The following is a 12,700-nucleotide window of genomic DNA, read 5'->3' as shown; positions in this document are numbered from 1 at the left end:
GTCGAAGGGCGGTCGAAGGTAGCCTATAGACGATCCAGCCAATCGGTGGTACCCTTGCTCCAAATCATAACAACCCTGCCCCTGAAGGGCCTTAGTTATGACGGAGATGGACAAGGTGTGGGCCCGCATAAAGGCCCACGCGGCGCAACAGGCCACGCACACACCGCAGCTCGGCTTAAGCGAGGCGGTGATGGTTGTCGTGCGGATCTGCCGAGAGGAGCTCTCGAGCTATCCGCCCGACGAGGCGATCGAGTACCTCACCGCCGAGCTGCTGCGCCTTATGAAGGAAGCACGGGTCAGGCGCTTCGATCGAGGTGTCGTCTAGCTTTTCTTTCGCGAGGCCCGCTTGCGCGTGGGGACCTTGTCGCCCTCAGCCCGCGCCTCGCTCAGCCCGATGGCAATCGCCTGCTTGCGGCTCGTCACCTTTCGGCCGGAGCGGCCGGATTTGAGCTTGCCGGCCTTCATCTCGCGCATCACGCGTTCGACCTTCTTGCCGGACTTGCGGCTATACTTACGTGCGCTTGCCTTCTTGCGGGTCTTTTTCCGACCGGCAGTTTTCTTCCGGCCGGTGCTCTTCTTCCGGCCGGTGCTCTTCTTCCGGCCCGTGCTCTTCTTCCGGCCCGTGCTCTTCCGGCGCACGGTCGTCTTTCGTCGTCCCGCGCCTTTGCGCGATGCGGCTTTTCTGCGCGTGGTCTTCTTCTTACGTGCCGGCATCGAGGGTTAGACCCGCGCGCCTCGGCCGGTGATCAGGTTGACGACGATCAGAATAACGACGATCAGCAGAATCAGATGGATCAGCCCGCCTCCGAAGTGGAGCAAAAACCCCAACAGCCAGAAAACGAACAGAATCACAATAATCGTCCAAAGTAGTCCTACCATGTACTCTCCTTGCGCGTGGTGGCATCGAACGTAATCATTGCCTGCCACTTTACCCCAATTGCGCCCGCCCAATGCACCTCCTCATAATTAGAAAACGGCGACGTGCAGTTTCCCGAGCATCGAGGGCCGAAAAGAGACCGCCTGGCTGGATTTTCAAAGTGATGAAACCGTTCCCGGAATCTGAGCCGTCGTTTTCGGCCGGCGAGAGGAGTATTTGCTCCATTCGTGCGGTTATCGCGCGGGCGTGCGACGTGCTCTGGCAAGCGGGTCCCTCCGGCATCGTGACGAACGTCCTTGTCTGCCGTCCGGCTCGCTCCGAGGGGCAGGGGCGCCTCGATGAAACCGAGGTCACGCAGGTCGATGCGCTGTGGGGCAAAGCCCTGCGCTGTGCGGAGCGCTTCAGCGCCGTCTACCACGTGCGCGCCGCGGGCGGCTCGGCGCTGCGCAACTTCCTCGTGCAGGCTGTGCCGGTCTTCGACAATCGCGACGAAGTGCTCTATTGGTCCGGGCACGCTACCGAAGTCGAGCGCTTCGCCGATGCCGGCACGCGCTTTATTTCAGAAGCTACCGCGGCGCTGTCGTCGTCGCTCAACCGCTCCACGATCGTTAACCGCTTCATCGAAGCCGCCACCGTCGAGTTCGCCGATGGGTGCGCCATCTTTACCTTCGACGACGCGGGCGCGGTGCAGCTCGAGGGCTTCACCGACGGCCGCTCCACGGCGCCGCTGCGCGCGGAATCGCTGACCGTCGCCGTCGATGCAGCGCTGCGTTCGAAGGAGCCGCAACTGATGCTCGCCGCCGCGAAGCCGGCGCCGCCGGAGAACGTACGCTCGCTGCTCGCCGTGCCGCTGCTCGCGGGAACGAGCTGCGCCGGCGCGGCGGTCTTCTTCGAGTCGGAGCGCCGCTCGAGTTTTGCTGCACGCGAGCAGGATGTCGGCGTCATCGTCGCGCGCCAGCTGGCGATGGCGCTGGAAAACATCAAGACTTTCGAACGCGAGCGGCACGTCACCGAGCGGCTTCGCTTTCTCGCGCGGATAACGGACCGGCTCTTCGCGACCGTCGGGGGTGCAGAGACGCTTTCCTTGCTGCTCGATGAGATCGTCGAGCGCTTCGCGGACTACGCGATTGCTGCGGAGCTGAGCGGCGAGAGCTTGCGCGTCCTCGCGCGTTCCGGAACGGCGGCGAATCTGCACGAAGAGAGCGAACGCGAGTTCGTCGAACATCTCGCCGCGCGCCGTTCGCTGCGCAACGGAACGCTCTTGAAATTCGGCCCGCTGTCGGAAGCGGTCCGTCCGCTCTCATGGATGATGGTTCCGCTCTACGCGGGCGACGCCGTCTACGGCGCGATCGTTGCCTGTTCGAACAGCCGCCGCTACGGAGCCGAGGATCTCGAGCTGCTCGAAGAGATTGGCCGGCGCGCTTCGAATGCGCTCGATCGCGCGGAAAACGTTGTTCGCGAACGCCGTCTGATCCAGACGCTCCAGCACGCTACCCTTCCTCCGCTGCTCGCGAAAGTTGAAAATGCGACGCTGAGCGCGATCTATCGCCCCGCTTCCTCTGAGGTGCAAGTGGGCGGAGACTGGTACGACGCCTACGATCTCGACGAGCATCGCGTGCTCTTCAGTGTCGGCGACGTCACCGGTCACGGCCTCGAGGCCTCGGCGGTGATGGGCAAGCTGCGCCACTCGATCAACGTGGTCGCGATGTACGAACCCAATCCCGCGAGAATCCTCGACGCCGCCGAGCGGATTCTCTTACGCCGCTTTCCGGCCGCCATCGCCACGGCGTTCGTTGCGGTCTTCGATCCGCGCACGCTGACGATCGCCTACGCCAACGCCGGGCACCCATATCCGCTCCTACGCATGCGCGACGGTACGATCCAGGAACTCGAAGCCGACGGACTCCCGCTCGGGCTGCGCTCCGCCGGCGAGCCGGCGAGCCCGATCAGCAAACGGCTCAGCGAACCGGCCCTGCTGACGTTCTACTCCGATGGATTGACGGAAGCGACGCACGACACTCTGCGCGGCGAACGCCTGCTGCTCGAAGCGGTCGGCAGTCGGGCAATTCTCTACGTTGAGAACCCCGCACGCTTCATCGAAGAGTACTGCCTGCGCGGTCAATCACCCGACGATGTCGCGATCCTTACGGTAAACTTCCTCAAGTGCCGCCGCTGGCGATTCGAATCGCGCGACTGGAACGCCGCGAAGCTGGCGCGCCGTGAATTCGCCGCCGCCCTCGACGCGGCCGGCATGCCCGAACGCAGCGTCAAAAACGGCGAGCTGATCTTCGGTGAGCTGAGCGCGAGCATCGCGCAGCACTCGGAAGGTCCGGTCGAAGTCGCCCTCGAGTGGTGCGCCGGCGCGCCGGTGCTGCATGTCGTGGCGCGCGGCAATGAGAACGCGCGCCGCGATTACGATCACGATCTTTGGCTCGTCGGGCGTCTCGGCGCGCGCGTCGACGTCGAGATCCTTCCCGGCTTCGGCGCTCACGTCACCGCCGCCATGTCCGTCTCACCCTAGCGTCATCTGAGCGAGCATACGCCAAGCGCGTTATCTAAGCGCAGCCGACGGGCATACGGCCAAGGTGAACGAGAAACAGAAACGAGTCGCCGTCCTCGTTACCGACGGTTTCGAAGAGTCCGAGCTTACCGAGCCTACAAAATCGCTCCGCGATTCGGGCGCAAAAGTCGAGATCATCTCGCAAAAGACCGAGCCGATCCAGGCTTTTAAACATCACCAGCCGACGATAAAGGTCGGCGTCGATAAGACGCTCGACGAAGTCTCGCCCGAGGACTACGACGCCGTGCTGCTCCCGGGAGGCGCGCTGAACGCCGACGGCATGCGCACCGACGAACGGGCCCAGCGATTCGTTGCACAAATGAACGAACGGGAAAAACCGATTGCCGTCATCTGCCACGCGCCGTGGCTGCTCGCATCCGCAGGGCTCGCTCGCGGCCGCACGCTGACCAGTTGGCCGACAATCGCCGACGATCTGCGCAACGCCGGTGCGGAGTGGATCGATCGCGAAGTCGTCATCGACCGAAACCTCGTCACGAGCCGCGGGCCGAAGGACATCCCCGCCTTCAACGAAGCGGTGCAGTCGCTGCTCAATCGGTGAGGTAGAGCGTCCAGGGTTTCTCCGGATGGTGATCGGCGGGGAAGACTTCGCCGGCCGTGAGGTGTCGGCGAAACCCGCACTGCGAGCACTCGTATTGGCCGCTCACCGCGACCGGGTCGCCCGCCGTTCCAAATATCTCAGCCATGCTTGGCTTGTACCCGGGTTTCTCGGCTCTCAAGGCCGGGGATATCGAAGCTATGCTCGCTGCACTCTTTGAAAATGAACCGCAAGCCAGCGCTGCCGCCACGGTCCTGCGCGAGTTGGGATTCGACTCGGAAGTGATTCTGCGCGGCGCCAATACGTTCGAGGAACGCACTCGGGACTTTTTCGCCGGTAAACCGCCGTCATTCGAGCCGCACGCGCTCTTGCTCAGCGCCAACGCCGATGACGAACGCTTTGCGCGAACGGTTCAGCGCCACTACGGGATTCTGATCGAAAACGCCGGCTGATTCGACGCGCTCGGCGGCTGATTTCTTTCCGAGCCGCCTCTCGCTCAAAAGCCTACGCGACGCAGCCGCGGCGTGCCGTGGCTGCGACCTCTATAAATACGCGACGCAGACCGTCTTCGGCGAAGGCCCGGCTCGCGCGCGCCTGATGCTCGTCGGTGAAGAACCCGGCGACAGCGAGGATCTCAAAGGTCACCCGTTTGTCGGCCCCGCCGGGAAGCTGCTGCGTCGCGCTATGGACGCTGCCGGCATCGGACCACGCGACGCTTACGTGACCAACGCCGTCAAGCACTTCAAGTTCGTGGAACGCGGCAAGCGCCGCATCCATCAAAAGCCGAAAATCGTTGAGGTTCGCGCCTGTAAGCCGTGGCTGGAGGGTGAGATCGCGCTCGTGAAGCCGCGGTTGATCGTCGCGCTGGGCGCGACGGCGGCGCAGTCGCTGCTCGGCTCAACTTTCCGGTTGATGGCCAACCGCGGGCGGGTGCTCCCGGGACCGCCCCGGATTCTGCCGACGATTCATCCCTCGGCCATCCTCCGGGCGCCCGATGGCCAGGACCGCCGAGTCAAGATGTTGGACCTCGTCAACGACCTGCGAACGGCAATCCGCGATGTAAGTTAATCTGTGATCGTTTAGGGTCTTGACCCTGTGATTTCGATGGGTATAATACGTTCCATCGGAGGAAATCGCAACACGTGCTTGACCCAGCAATCGACGTCCATACCCCGACCCAAGCCCACAACGATGCCATGGCGTCCCCGATGAAAGAGGTCATCCGGCAGCTCGCCGACCTGCTTGGCGCGACGACCGTGGCCGCGATCGGCGACGTTAAAGAGACCCGGGCCGTTACCCAGTGGCTGAGCGGCGAACGCGAGCCGCAGCGTCCCCACGCTTTGCGTTTCGCCCTTCAACTGGCGCTGATGATATCCACCCGCCCAACGCGCGATGTCGCACGCGCCTGGTTCTACGGCTCGAACCCCCAACTCGAGGATCGCTCGCCTCTCGCCGTCCTGCGAGACGATCCCCTGGAGGAGGCCCAGGGCCCCTTGATACGCGCGCTGCGCACGTTCTCAGCCCGCGACGGCGCCGCCTCGCAATCCAGCTCAAATGGCAGTGGGAATTCCAACCCGCCCGGGGGCCCACCCGAAGTTATTCACAACTCCGGCACCGGTGTTCATAACGCTCCGGTGAGCTAAGGTAGCAAGCCCCAATCACGCTTGCTTTCGCGAACGGAAACGCTGAGTATTAAGAACAATGGTTACTCCCGAAACGGTCGTGATGGTCTTTAACGGAGAGTACGACCTCACCTCAAAGGATCAGCTGCGCGAGGCGTTTAGTCTCCTCGCCGACAGCGAGCGCGCGGTCCTCGACTTCAACGACGTGACCTACCTCGATTCCACGGCGCTCAGCGAACTCACGCTGCTGCACAAATCGCGCAGCGCTGCCGGGCTCGATCCCGCCACGATCGTCACCAGCAACGGCAACATCCTGCGGCTGTTCGAGATCGTCGATATGCGGCAGTTCTTCAATTTTGCCGGCGCGATTCCCGAGCTCGCGGCAGACGGCGACTCGGTCAGGATCCAGCACGCCCGCTCGTTTGGAACAAACGGAGCGACTGCCGGTCCCTAAAGCTACTCCGTATCGATCGGATCGTTCGACGGCGGCTCCTGCAGGAAGTGCGCGATCGGGTACTTCGACGGAATCGAAGAGAACGGACGAGGACTCTGCGTGAAGTCGAAGGCGTCGTCGAGACTCGTCGCGCGCGTATCGGTATAGCCCTGTGAGGCCGGCCCGATCGGCCCCAAGCCGTACACCTCTTCGATGAAGTGCAGGATGCTGCCGTACTCGTACTGCACGTGCGAGACGTAGTTCGTTTTCGCGTACGGCGAAATAATCAGGCACGGCACGCGGACGCCTAACCCGCGATAATCGAGCTGCGGCGGCACCGCGTTGTCGTACCAGCCGCCCCAATCGTCCCACAGAACGATAATCGCCGTCGTCCGCCAGTACGGGCTTTCGCCCACGGCGTTGACGACCGACGCGACCCAGGATGGGCCTTGATCGCTGCGAAAGTGCGGATGATCGGAGTCGTCCTTACTCGGTGTTACCCAGTCGACTGAGGCCAGCGCGCCGTTTCTGGGATCGCTCAAGATCCTCGACTGCGGGGCAATGATATTGCTCCAATCGCGCCCGTACCGCGTGTACCTAACCGCCTCGAAGGGCTCCCACATCCCGTCATCGAGCTGTTTGCTCGCGTAGTACTTCCACGATACGCCGCTGCGATCGAGCACGTTCGCGATCGTGTTGAACTGATCGAAGCACGGATAAGGGCCGGCGTAGTAGTGTTCCCTGCCTCCGGCCGTCAGATACGAGCTCCGCGTACCGGGCGGGGAGTCGCAGTCGTCGTAGATGCCGTTGGGGAAATCGACCTCCGATCGGCTCGGTGACTGCTCGATCGCGTCGTTGCCCGCCACAAGCGTGAGATGGCCCGTGAAGCTCCCCCCGAACTCGGTGGGAAACATCGCGTCGGCTAGCACGTACCGCCGCGCCATCGTCCAATAAGGCCTCAGCAGCGACGGGTCGACGTACGAGTACGCTTCGTACGGCGCCCGGCTGCCGAACTTGGAGAAGCCGTCCATCTTCCCATTATCGTAGTCGAAGGTGGCCGCGCGATAGTTGTGGGCTAGGTCCGGTCCGTTAAAGGTGATCTTTTGCAGCGGAATCGAGACGTCGCCCGACGGACAAACCGAAGCCGATCCCGTCGCCGGGCGAAAGCGCGGCGCGAGGTGCTGCGTTCGCCGGCTTCCGACGGGGATCGCGCAGCCCGTCATCGGCGCATTGGCGTTCGGGTACCCGGCAAAGAAATTCTCGAAGCTGCGGTTCTCTTGCACGATGATGACGACGTGCGAAATGTATTGGCTCGGAGATCCGCTCGGCAGGCGCACCGTCGGCAGGGCTGCGCGGCCGCCCGCAAAGCTGCCGCCGTTTGGCAGGCTACCGCTGCCGGCCGTGCATCCGGCGACAAGAACGACGCAGCAAGCAGCAAGCCTGCAAAGCGCTCCGCGAAGCATGCCGCGTCTTTGCTCCCGCTAGCGCGGGTTACCTGGTTAGCGCGGCGGGGTACACGCCCCTCATGCGCAATCTCGAAGACGTTAGAACCGGCTTCGCCGTACTGGAAAATGGCACGCACCTGCAAACCGCGGCGATGCTGCTCGATCCCGGCGAGGCCAGCGGTCCGCTCGCCAACGAGCATCCGCAAAGTGAGCAGGTGCTGTTCGTCGCCAAAGGTACCGTCGAAGCCGAGATCGGCGAGCGGCGCTTCACGATGAAGAGCGGCGACAGCGCGATCGTCCCGCCCGACGCGCCGCACCGCTTCACCAATCGTTCGAGCGAGCGCGCCGTGACGTTTAACGTCTACGCGCCCAAGGCGTACTGATTAGCGCTTCCGAGCCTTCGTTCGGGAAGCCCCCGCCGATTTTTCGCGGGCCGGGGCGCGCTTGCGGGCCGGCGCCCGCTTTGCAGCAGCGAGCATCCGTTTCTTTGCCGCCGCCATCTCGTCGCCCATTTCCTCGAGTTCGTCGGCTTCGAGCACGCCTCGCGCGAGCGAGAAGATGGTGCTTTCTTCTTCCTTGACGTGATGCGTCACGTTCTCGCAGAGCACTTGCACCTCGGCTTTGAACTGCTCGTCCGGCTGTCGTCCCGATTTGAGCAGCGCGATGAGTTCCTTGATAAGGGCGTGCTCGGTATAGGCTTCGAAAACGTCGACGGTTTCTTCAGCTTTCTCGGCGCGCTCGCGCAGCACGGGGTAGAAGAACTTTTCCTCGATCGCCGCGTGCACCGTGAGCGCCTCTTCTATTTCTTGCGCGAGGCCGGCGAGGCGATCGTCGTCGGGATCGCACTTTATCGCTCGATCCAGCAGACCCCCAACCATTTTGTGATCCTGTTTTAACAGCGTCAGTACGTCCATTGCAGATCCTCCTTCGGCCCCGTGATGCCCGAGCGGACCGCACCTCAAACTTAAGAGACGCTAGCGCCGAGCGGTTTGATCCTCCGCGCGACGAAGTTCGGTAACGTCCTCCTCGGACGAACCGACGAGGTGGCGATGTGCGACGTCCCCGCCGAGATAACCCGCCACCGCCAGCACGGCGATGCCGAGGACGGTCAGCACGTAACCGCCCACGGAAGTGTGGTCGTGAAAGCGCACTGCGCAGGCCCATCCGAAGATCACGATCAACGCGATGTTGAGCGTCATGTGCCACGCGGCGACGTTCTTTGCTTTGAACGACATCGGCGCCGTCAGATAATCGATGAAGCCGAAGAGTCCGGCGACGAGCGAGCCGAGGACGCCGAACAGAATCAGCCAGGTCCCCATCGGCGACCAAAAGGCAGGCCCCGCCCAGATCGAGATGATGTCGGCGACAATGGCCGCCACGAAGCAGCCGATTGGGAAGGTTACCAAGATCGGGTGAATGGGATGCCCTGCGATGGTTGCCTTACCTTGCATAGCGCTTCAATACCCACCCAAGATTAGAGCGACTCGACGTATGCCGCTGCGTCGCGCACCTCAGAAGGCGTCAGGAACTTTGGATAGAGGCGCGGCATTGGCGGCTGCGGATCCTCAATCCAGGAAACGAGCCCTCCGTAGCTCATCCGCTTCGATTCCCCGTACAGGGAAGGCCCAACGGGGCCCCCGGCGCCCTCCGCGCCATGGCACGTTTCGCAGTTTGCCGCAAAAACAAGTGCGCCGGCGATGCGATCCCCCCCGACAGTAGCGCCGGTCCCGGCGCTAACGTCTTGTCGCTCGACCGACGCGCTCGTGCACGCAACCGTGCATAGCATGAAGACTAGGCCAAGCGCGCTGCGCATGGGAACGTTGTACCCGCGGATTTGGCGGGTAAAAGCAAGCCTACAATGCTGCTTGCGGCTGCCGCCCTGGGGGCCACGCTGTACGCGACGTACTGCTCCTCGTGCCACGGTAACGTCGGCCAAGGATCGAGTCTCGCCCCATCGCTCATCGGCAAACCGGCGGTCGACGTTCACTTTATGCTCGATAGCGGACGCATGCCCGCGGCAGCACCGTACGTCAATGGAATTCCGCGCGTGGCGCGGTTCGACGAGCCGCAGATCACGGCCATCGTGCAGTACGTGCTGCAGCTCTCGCCGCAGCCTGCCTCAGCCGCTCTGCCGCTCGTCATGCCCGGCAATATCGACGCCGGCCGCCGCCTCTTTGCCGAAAACTGCGCCCAGTGCCATGGAGCGACCGGTGACGGTGCGTCCGTCGGATCAAACGACGTCGCGCCCGCGCTCTCCACGGCGACGGTCTTTCAGGTCGCCGAGGCGGTCCGTGCGGGGCCCGGCGTCATGCCGAGCTTTGGTTCGGACGTTCTGAGCGATCAAGACGTCAGCGATATCGCGCACTATGTGAACTACGTGCAGACGCAGGGAAACGCCCCGGGCGGCACCAACGCCGGCGGATTCTCGCTCGCGGACGACGGCCCGGTTGCCGAAGGCTTCGTTGCCTGGCTGTTCGGGCTCGGCGCGCTCGTGCTATTCATACGCTTCCTCGGCACCACCAACTAGCGTGCATCTAGTGTGTCTCCCTGATCAAAACGCGCGGGCGCCACGTCGAAGGAGCCGTCGAAAATCTACGTACGCGCGCTTTCGGCGCCGAGGCGCCAAAAGCAAAGAATCATACCGACGAGTCCGGCGATACCCAGTAAAGGCGACCACAACAGACCGGTAAACAACGCAAGCGTGCACAGCGCGATCAGCACCGGCCATGGGCTGTTCGTGGTGAAGACGCCCAGGTCGTCGCCGGCAGCCATTTGGGGCGTTTCATTCGGATCGTCGCCTTCGAGCCGTGCATCGCGCTCGGCCACGACAGCATAGGCGGCCGCAAATGCCAAGCCGGTCGCCATTACCGCGAGCAGCGCGGTGCCGGCCGCTTCTTCGTGCGCCACGAACCAGTAAACGACCGCGATAACCGCGCCGAAGGCCGCTGCGAAGGCGAAGAGGCCGACGAACGAACGCATCAGACGGAGCCCGGCCGCGAATCGATCGCCGGACGCCGGCTGCGAATCGCCGGCAGCGTTTTGAAGTTGAACTCCGGCGGCGGCGACGTCGTCATCCACTCAAGGCTATATCCGCCCCACGGGTCGTCCTCAACGGGCGCGCGCCGTCGAATCGAGACGAGGACGTCGATGAAGAACAATGCGACGCCCAGCGTCATGATCAACGCTCCGGCGGAGGCGACGGCGTTGAGCAGCGGGAGGTGTCCCACCGCCGGATACGTGTAGACGCGCCGCGCCATGCCTTCCATGCCCATGAAGCCCATCGGAATGAAGGTCGCATTGAAGCCAAGGAACAGCAGCGCGAAGACCCAGCGCCCGATGCCCTCCTCGAGCTTGACGCCGAACATCTTGGGGAACCAGAAGTACAGCGCGCCGAACAGCGCGAACATGCTGCCCCCGCCGATCGTGTAGTGGAAGTGCTGCACGATGAAGTAACTGTCGTGGGCCTGGTAGTCGATCGGTGGAGATGCGATCATGACGCCGGTGATCCCGCCGATGAGAAAGTTGAGCAGGAAGCCGATGGCAAAAAGCATCGGAACCTGCAAAGCGATCGATCCCTTCCACATCGTTCCGATCCAGTTGACGAACTTCACCCCGGTCGGCACCGCAATCAAGAACGACACCGCCGAAAAGAACGGATTGCTGACGGCGCCGGTGGTGAACATATGGTGCGCCCAAACGCCCAGCGACAGCGCCGCGATTGCAAACGCGGCGATCACCATCCCGACGTACCCGAAGACCGGCTTACGCGAGAAAGTTGCGATGATCTCGGTCACGATGCCGAAGTAGGGCAGAATGAGCACGTAGACTTCGGGGTGTCCGAAGAACCAAAAGAGATGCTGATAGAGAATTGGATTGCCGCCGTACGCCGCATCGAAAAAGTGGCCGCCCAGGTGGCGTTCGATCAGTGCCATGGCGAAGGCAGCCGCGAGCGACGGAAAGGCCATGATGATTAGCACCGCCGTTGCGACGATCTCCCAGGTAAAGATCGGAATGCGCCACATCGTCATGCCCGGCGCGCGAAACAGAAAGACGGTCACCAGGAGGTTGATCGAGGTCAGAATCGTCGAGATGCTCGTCATCAGCAAACCGATGAAGAAAAGATCCTGGCCGGCACCCGTGCCCACGAAAAACTCGTTGATCGGAGCGTACGCCGTCCAGCCCGTCGCGGCCGCGCCGCCGTAGGTCGCCAAACCGGCGAAGACTGTGATGCCGCCAAGCACGAACAGCCACAGCCCCGTCGCGTTGAGCCGCGGAAAGGCGACGTCGGGCGCACCGATCTGCAACGGCACGAGATAGTTGGCCAGCCCGATTCCGAACGGCGCGATGACGAGAAAGATCATCGCCGTACCGTGCAGCGTGAAGACCTGATTGTAGGCGTGCGGGCCGAGCAGGGTGTTGCCGGGAACCGCCAGCTGCGCCCGGATCAGGGCCGCGAGCACGCCGGCGATGACGAAGAACGAGAGCGTCGACACGACGTACATGATGCCGATCTTCTTGTGATCGGTCGTCGTGAGCCATTCGATCACGGCTGGCCTCCCCCCCGGCCGGTAAGGAAATGCCGATAGGTTTGTGCCGGGACGACCTCCACGTAGAACGCCATGAACGCGTGATCGAGCCCGCAGAACTGCGCGCAGCGGGAGCGATAGCGGCCGGTACGCGACGGCGTCAGATCGAAGACGTTGGTCATTCCGGGAATCGCGTCGCGTTTGAAGAGGAAGGCCGGCACCCAGAAGGAGTGGGTAACGTCGGCCGATCGCAGGTCGATCTCCGTCGACTCGCCCGCCGGAAGGTAGAGCGTTGGCGGCGAGACCGGCGTAGCGGTCGTTATCGTGCCGTTGGGATAGGCGAACTGCCACGACCACCGGAAGGCCGTTACCGCGACGCGGTTGTGCGAAACGCCGACGTGATCGATCGGCATCTCGATGACGTAGGTCACGCCGAACAGCGCCACCACCATCAGGAGCGGGACGACGACGTAGAGGATTTCCAGCGGCGTGTTGCCGCTGAACTGCGCGGGATCGGGCCTCCGGCGTTCGCGGTAGGCCGCCAAGCACCAAAAAATGCACGCGTAGACGAAAATTCCGACGCCTATGCCGGCGCCGATGAAGACGTACCAATCGGTTCGCATCGCGACGCCCTGAAGCGACGCCGGATTGGCCAAAGAATCCACGGTGCTCTCTTACCCA

18 protein-coding genes and 1 pseudogene are annotated in these 12,700 nt (G+C 63.1%); 9 read left to right on the top strand and 10 right to left on the bottom strand.

The annotated features are described in order from the left end of the window. Positions 1 to 97: 97 nt before the first annotated feature. A complete protein-coding gene (locus VGG51_03235; protein HEY1882040.1) occupies positions 98 to 325 on the top strand; it encodes a hypothetical protein in 228 nt (75 codons plus the stop codon). Here the strand turns inward: VGG51_03235 and VGG51_03230 are convergent. Continuing rightward, the gene (locus VGG51_03230; protein HEY1882039.1) at positions 322 to 714 is read right to left on the bottom strand and encodes a DUF6496 domain-containing protein; all 393 of its coding nucleotides are present in this window, start codon (positions 712 to 714) and stop codon (positions 322 to 324) included. The two genes, VGG51_03235 and VGG51_03230, sit on opposite strands and share 4 nt — an antisense overlap. A 6-nt stretch (positions 715 to 720) precedes the next feature. Next, the gene (locus VGG51_03225) at positions 721 to 879 is read right to left on the bottom strand and encodes a lmo0937 family membrane protein (protein HEY1882038.1); all 159 of its coding nucleotides are present in this window, start codon (positions 877 to 879) and stop codon (positions 721 to 723) included. A gap of 281 nt (positions 880 to 1,160) precedes the next feature. On the opposite strand from VGG51_03225, the gene VGG51_03220 reads away from it, so the two are divergent. Together VGG51_03220 and VGG51_03215 are read left to right on the top strand one after the other, a co-directional pair. Next, positions 1,161 to 3,398: a SpoIIE family protein phosphatase gene (locus VGG51_03220; GenBank protein ID HEY1882037.1), complete on the top strand. Its 2,238-nt coding sequence runs from the start codon at positions 1,161 to 1,163 to the stop codon at positions 3,396 to 3,398. A gap of 64 nt (positions 3,399 to 3,462) precedes the next feature. Then, on the top strand, positions 3,463 to 3,996 hold the full coding sequence (locus tag VGG51_03215) for a type 1 glutamine amidotransferase domain-containing protein (GenBank protein ID HEY1882036.1): 534 nt from the start codon (positions 3,463 to 3,465) through the stop codon (positions 3,994 to 3,996). Here VGG51_03215 and VGG51_03210 read toward each other — a convergent pair. Beyond that, the gene (locus VGG51_03210) at positions 3,986 to 4,141 is read right to left on the bottom strand and encodes a hypothetical protein (protein ID HEY1882035.1); all 156 of its coding nucleotides are present in this window, start codon (positions 4,139 to 4,141) and stop codon (positions 3,986 to 3,988) included. The two genes, VGG51_03215 and VGG51_03210, sit on opposite strands and share 11 nt — an antisense overlap. Positions 4,142 to 4,193: 52 nt before the next feature. Here VGG51_03210 and VGG51_03205 point away from each other — a divergent pair, with 52 nt between their 5' ends. The 4 genes and pseudogenes from VGG51_03205 to VGG51_03190 all read left to right on the top strand — a co-directional run bounded on the left by VGG51_03205 (position 4,194) and on the right by VGG51_03190 (position 6,069). Then, on the top strand, positions 4,194 to 4,445 hold the full coding sequence (locus VGG51_03205) for a hypothetical protein (GenBank protein HEY1882034.1): 252 nt from the start codon (positions 4,194 to 4,196) through the stop codon (positions 4,443 to 4,445). Positions 4,446 to 4,488: 43 nt separating this feature from the next. After that, positions 4,489 to 5,061: pseudogene (locus VGG51_03200) on the top strand (UdgX family uracil-DNA binding protein). 74 nt (positions 5,062 to 5,135) lie between these two features. Beyond that, positions 5,136 to 5,636, top strand: coding sequence for a hypothetical protein (locus VGG51_03195; GenBank protein HEY1882033.1), 501 nt, complete (start codon positions 5,136 to 5,138; stop codon positions 5,634 to 5,636). A gap of 58 nt (positions 5,637 to 5,694) precedes the next feature. Continuing rightward, positions 5,695 to 6,069 (top strand): STAS domain-containing protein, encoded by a 375-nt coding sequence (locus VGG51_03190; GenBank protein HEY1882032.1) that lies wholly within the window; start codon positions 5,695 to 5,697, stop codon positions 6,067 to 6,069. A gap of 2 nt (positions 6,070 to 6,071) precedes the next feature. Here VGG51_03190 and VGG51_03185 read toward each other — a convergent pair whose 3' ends face one another. Continuing rightward, on the bottom strand, positions 6,072 to 7,511 hold the full coding sequence (locus VGG51_03185; protein HEY1882031.1) for an alkaline phosphatase family protein: 1,440 nt from the start codon (positions 7,509 to 7,511) through the stop codon (positions 6,072 to 6,074). A 62-nt stretch (positions 7,512 to 7,573) separates the two neighbouring features. Between VGG51_03185 and VGG51_03180 the strand changes: the two genes are divergently transcribed. After that, positions 7,574 to 7,876: a cupin domain-containing protein gene (locus VGG51_03180; GenBank protein HEY1882030.1), complete on the top strand. Its 303-nt coding sequence runs from the start codon at positions 7,574 to 7,576 to the stop codon at positions 7,874 to 7,876. Here the strand turns inward: VGG51_03180 and VGG51_03175 are convergent, their stop codons facing one another. From VGG51_03175 to VGG51_03165, 3 genes are read right to left on the bottom strand one after another with little or no spacing between them, the layout of a single operon-like run. Next, a complete protein-coding gene (locus VGG51_03175; protein ID HEY1882029.1) occupies positions 7,877 to 8,407 on the bottom strand; it encodes a hemerythrin domain-containing protein in 531 nt (176 codons plus the stop codon). A gap of 60 nt (positions 8,408 to 8,467) precedes the next feature. Then, positions 8,468 to 8,944, bottom strand: coding sequence for a DUF2231 domain-containing protein (locus VGG51_03170; protein HEY1882028.1), 477 nt, complete (start codon positions 8,942 to 8,944; stop codon positions 8,468 to 8,470). A gap of 23 nt (positions 8,945 to 8,967) precedes the next feature. Further along, entirely contained in the window at positions 8,968 to 9,306 is a 339-nt protein-coding gene (locus VGG51_03165; protein HEY1882027.1) for a cytochrome c, read from the bottom strand. A gap of 45 nt (positions 9,307 to 9,351) precedes the next feature. On the opposite strand from VGG51_03165, the gene VGG51_03160 reads away from it, so the two are divergent. Continuing rightward, positions 9,352 to 10,020, top strand: a complete 669-nt coding sequence (locus tag VGG51_03160; protein HEY1882026.1) for a c-type cytochrome — start codon at positions 9,352 to 9,354, stop codon at positions 10,018 to 10,020. Positions 10,021 to 10,085: 65 nt separating this feature from the next. Here the strand turns inward: VGG51_03160 and VGG51_03155 are convergent, their stop codons facing one another. The 3 genes from VGG51_03155 to coxB are packed head-to-tail and all read right to left on the bottom strand — an operon-like array spanning position 10,086 to position 12,684. Further along, on the bottom strand, positions 10,086 to 10,472 hold the full coding sequence (locus VGG51_03155) for a cytochrome c oxidase subunit 4 (GenBank protein HEY1882025.1): 387 nt from the start codon (positions 10,470 to 10,472) through the stop codon (positions 10,086 to 10,088). Continuing rightward, positions 10,472 to 12,040 (bottom strand): cbb3-type cytochrome c oxidase subunit I, encoded by a 1,569-nt coding sequence (locus tag VGG51_03150; protein HEY1882024.1) that lies wholly within the window; start codon positions 12,038 to 12,040, stop codon positions 10,472 to 10,474. The genes VGG51_03155 and VGG51_03150 overlap by 1 nt, the downstream gene beginning before the upstream one ends. Further along, on the bottom strand, positions 12,037 to 12,684 hold the full coding sequence (coxB, locus tag VGG51_03145; protein HEY1882023.1) for a cytochrome c oxidase subunit II: 648 nt from the start codon (positions 12,682 to 12,684) through the stop codon (positions 12,037 to 12,039). Before coxB ends, VGG51_03150 begins: the two co-directional genes overlap by 4 nt. Between the last annotated feature and the right edge of the window lie 16 nt (positions 12,685 to 12,700).

The sequence above is a fragment of the Candidatus Cybelea sp. genome (assembly GCA_036489315.1).
In the GTDB taxonomy this organism is placed as follows: domain Bacteria; phylum Vulcanimicrobiota; class Vulcanimicrobiia; order Vulcanimicrobiales; family Vulcanimicrobiaceae; genus Cybelea.
This window is presented reverse-complemented; position numbering and strand designations above follow the sequence as displayed.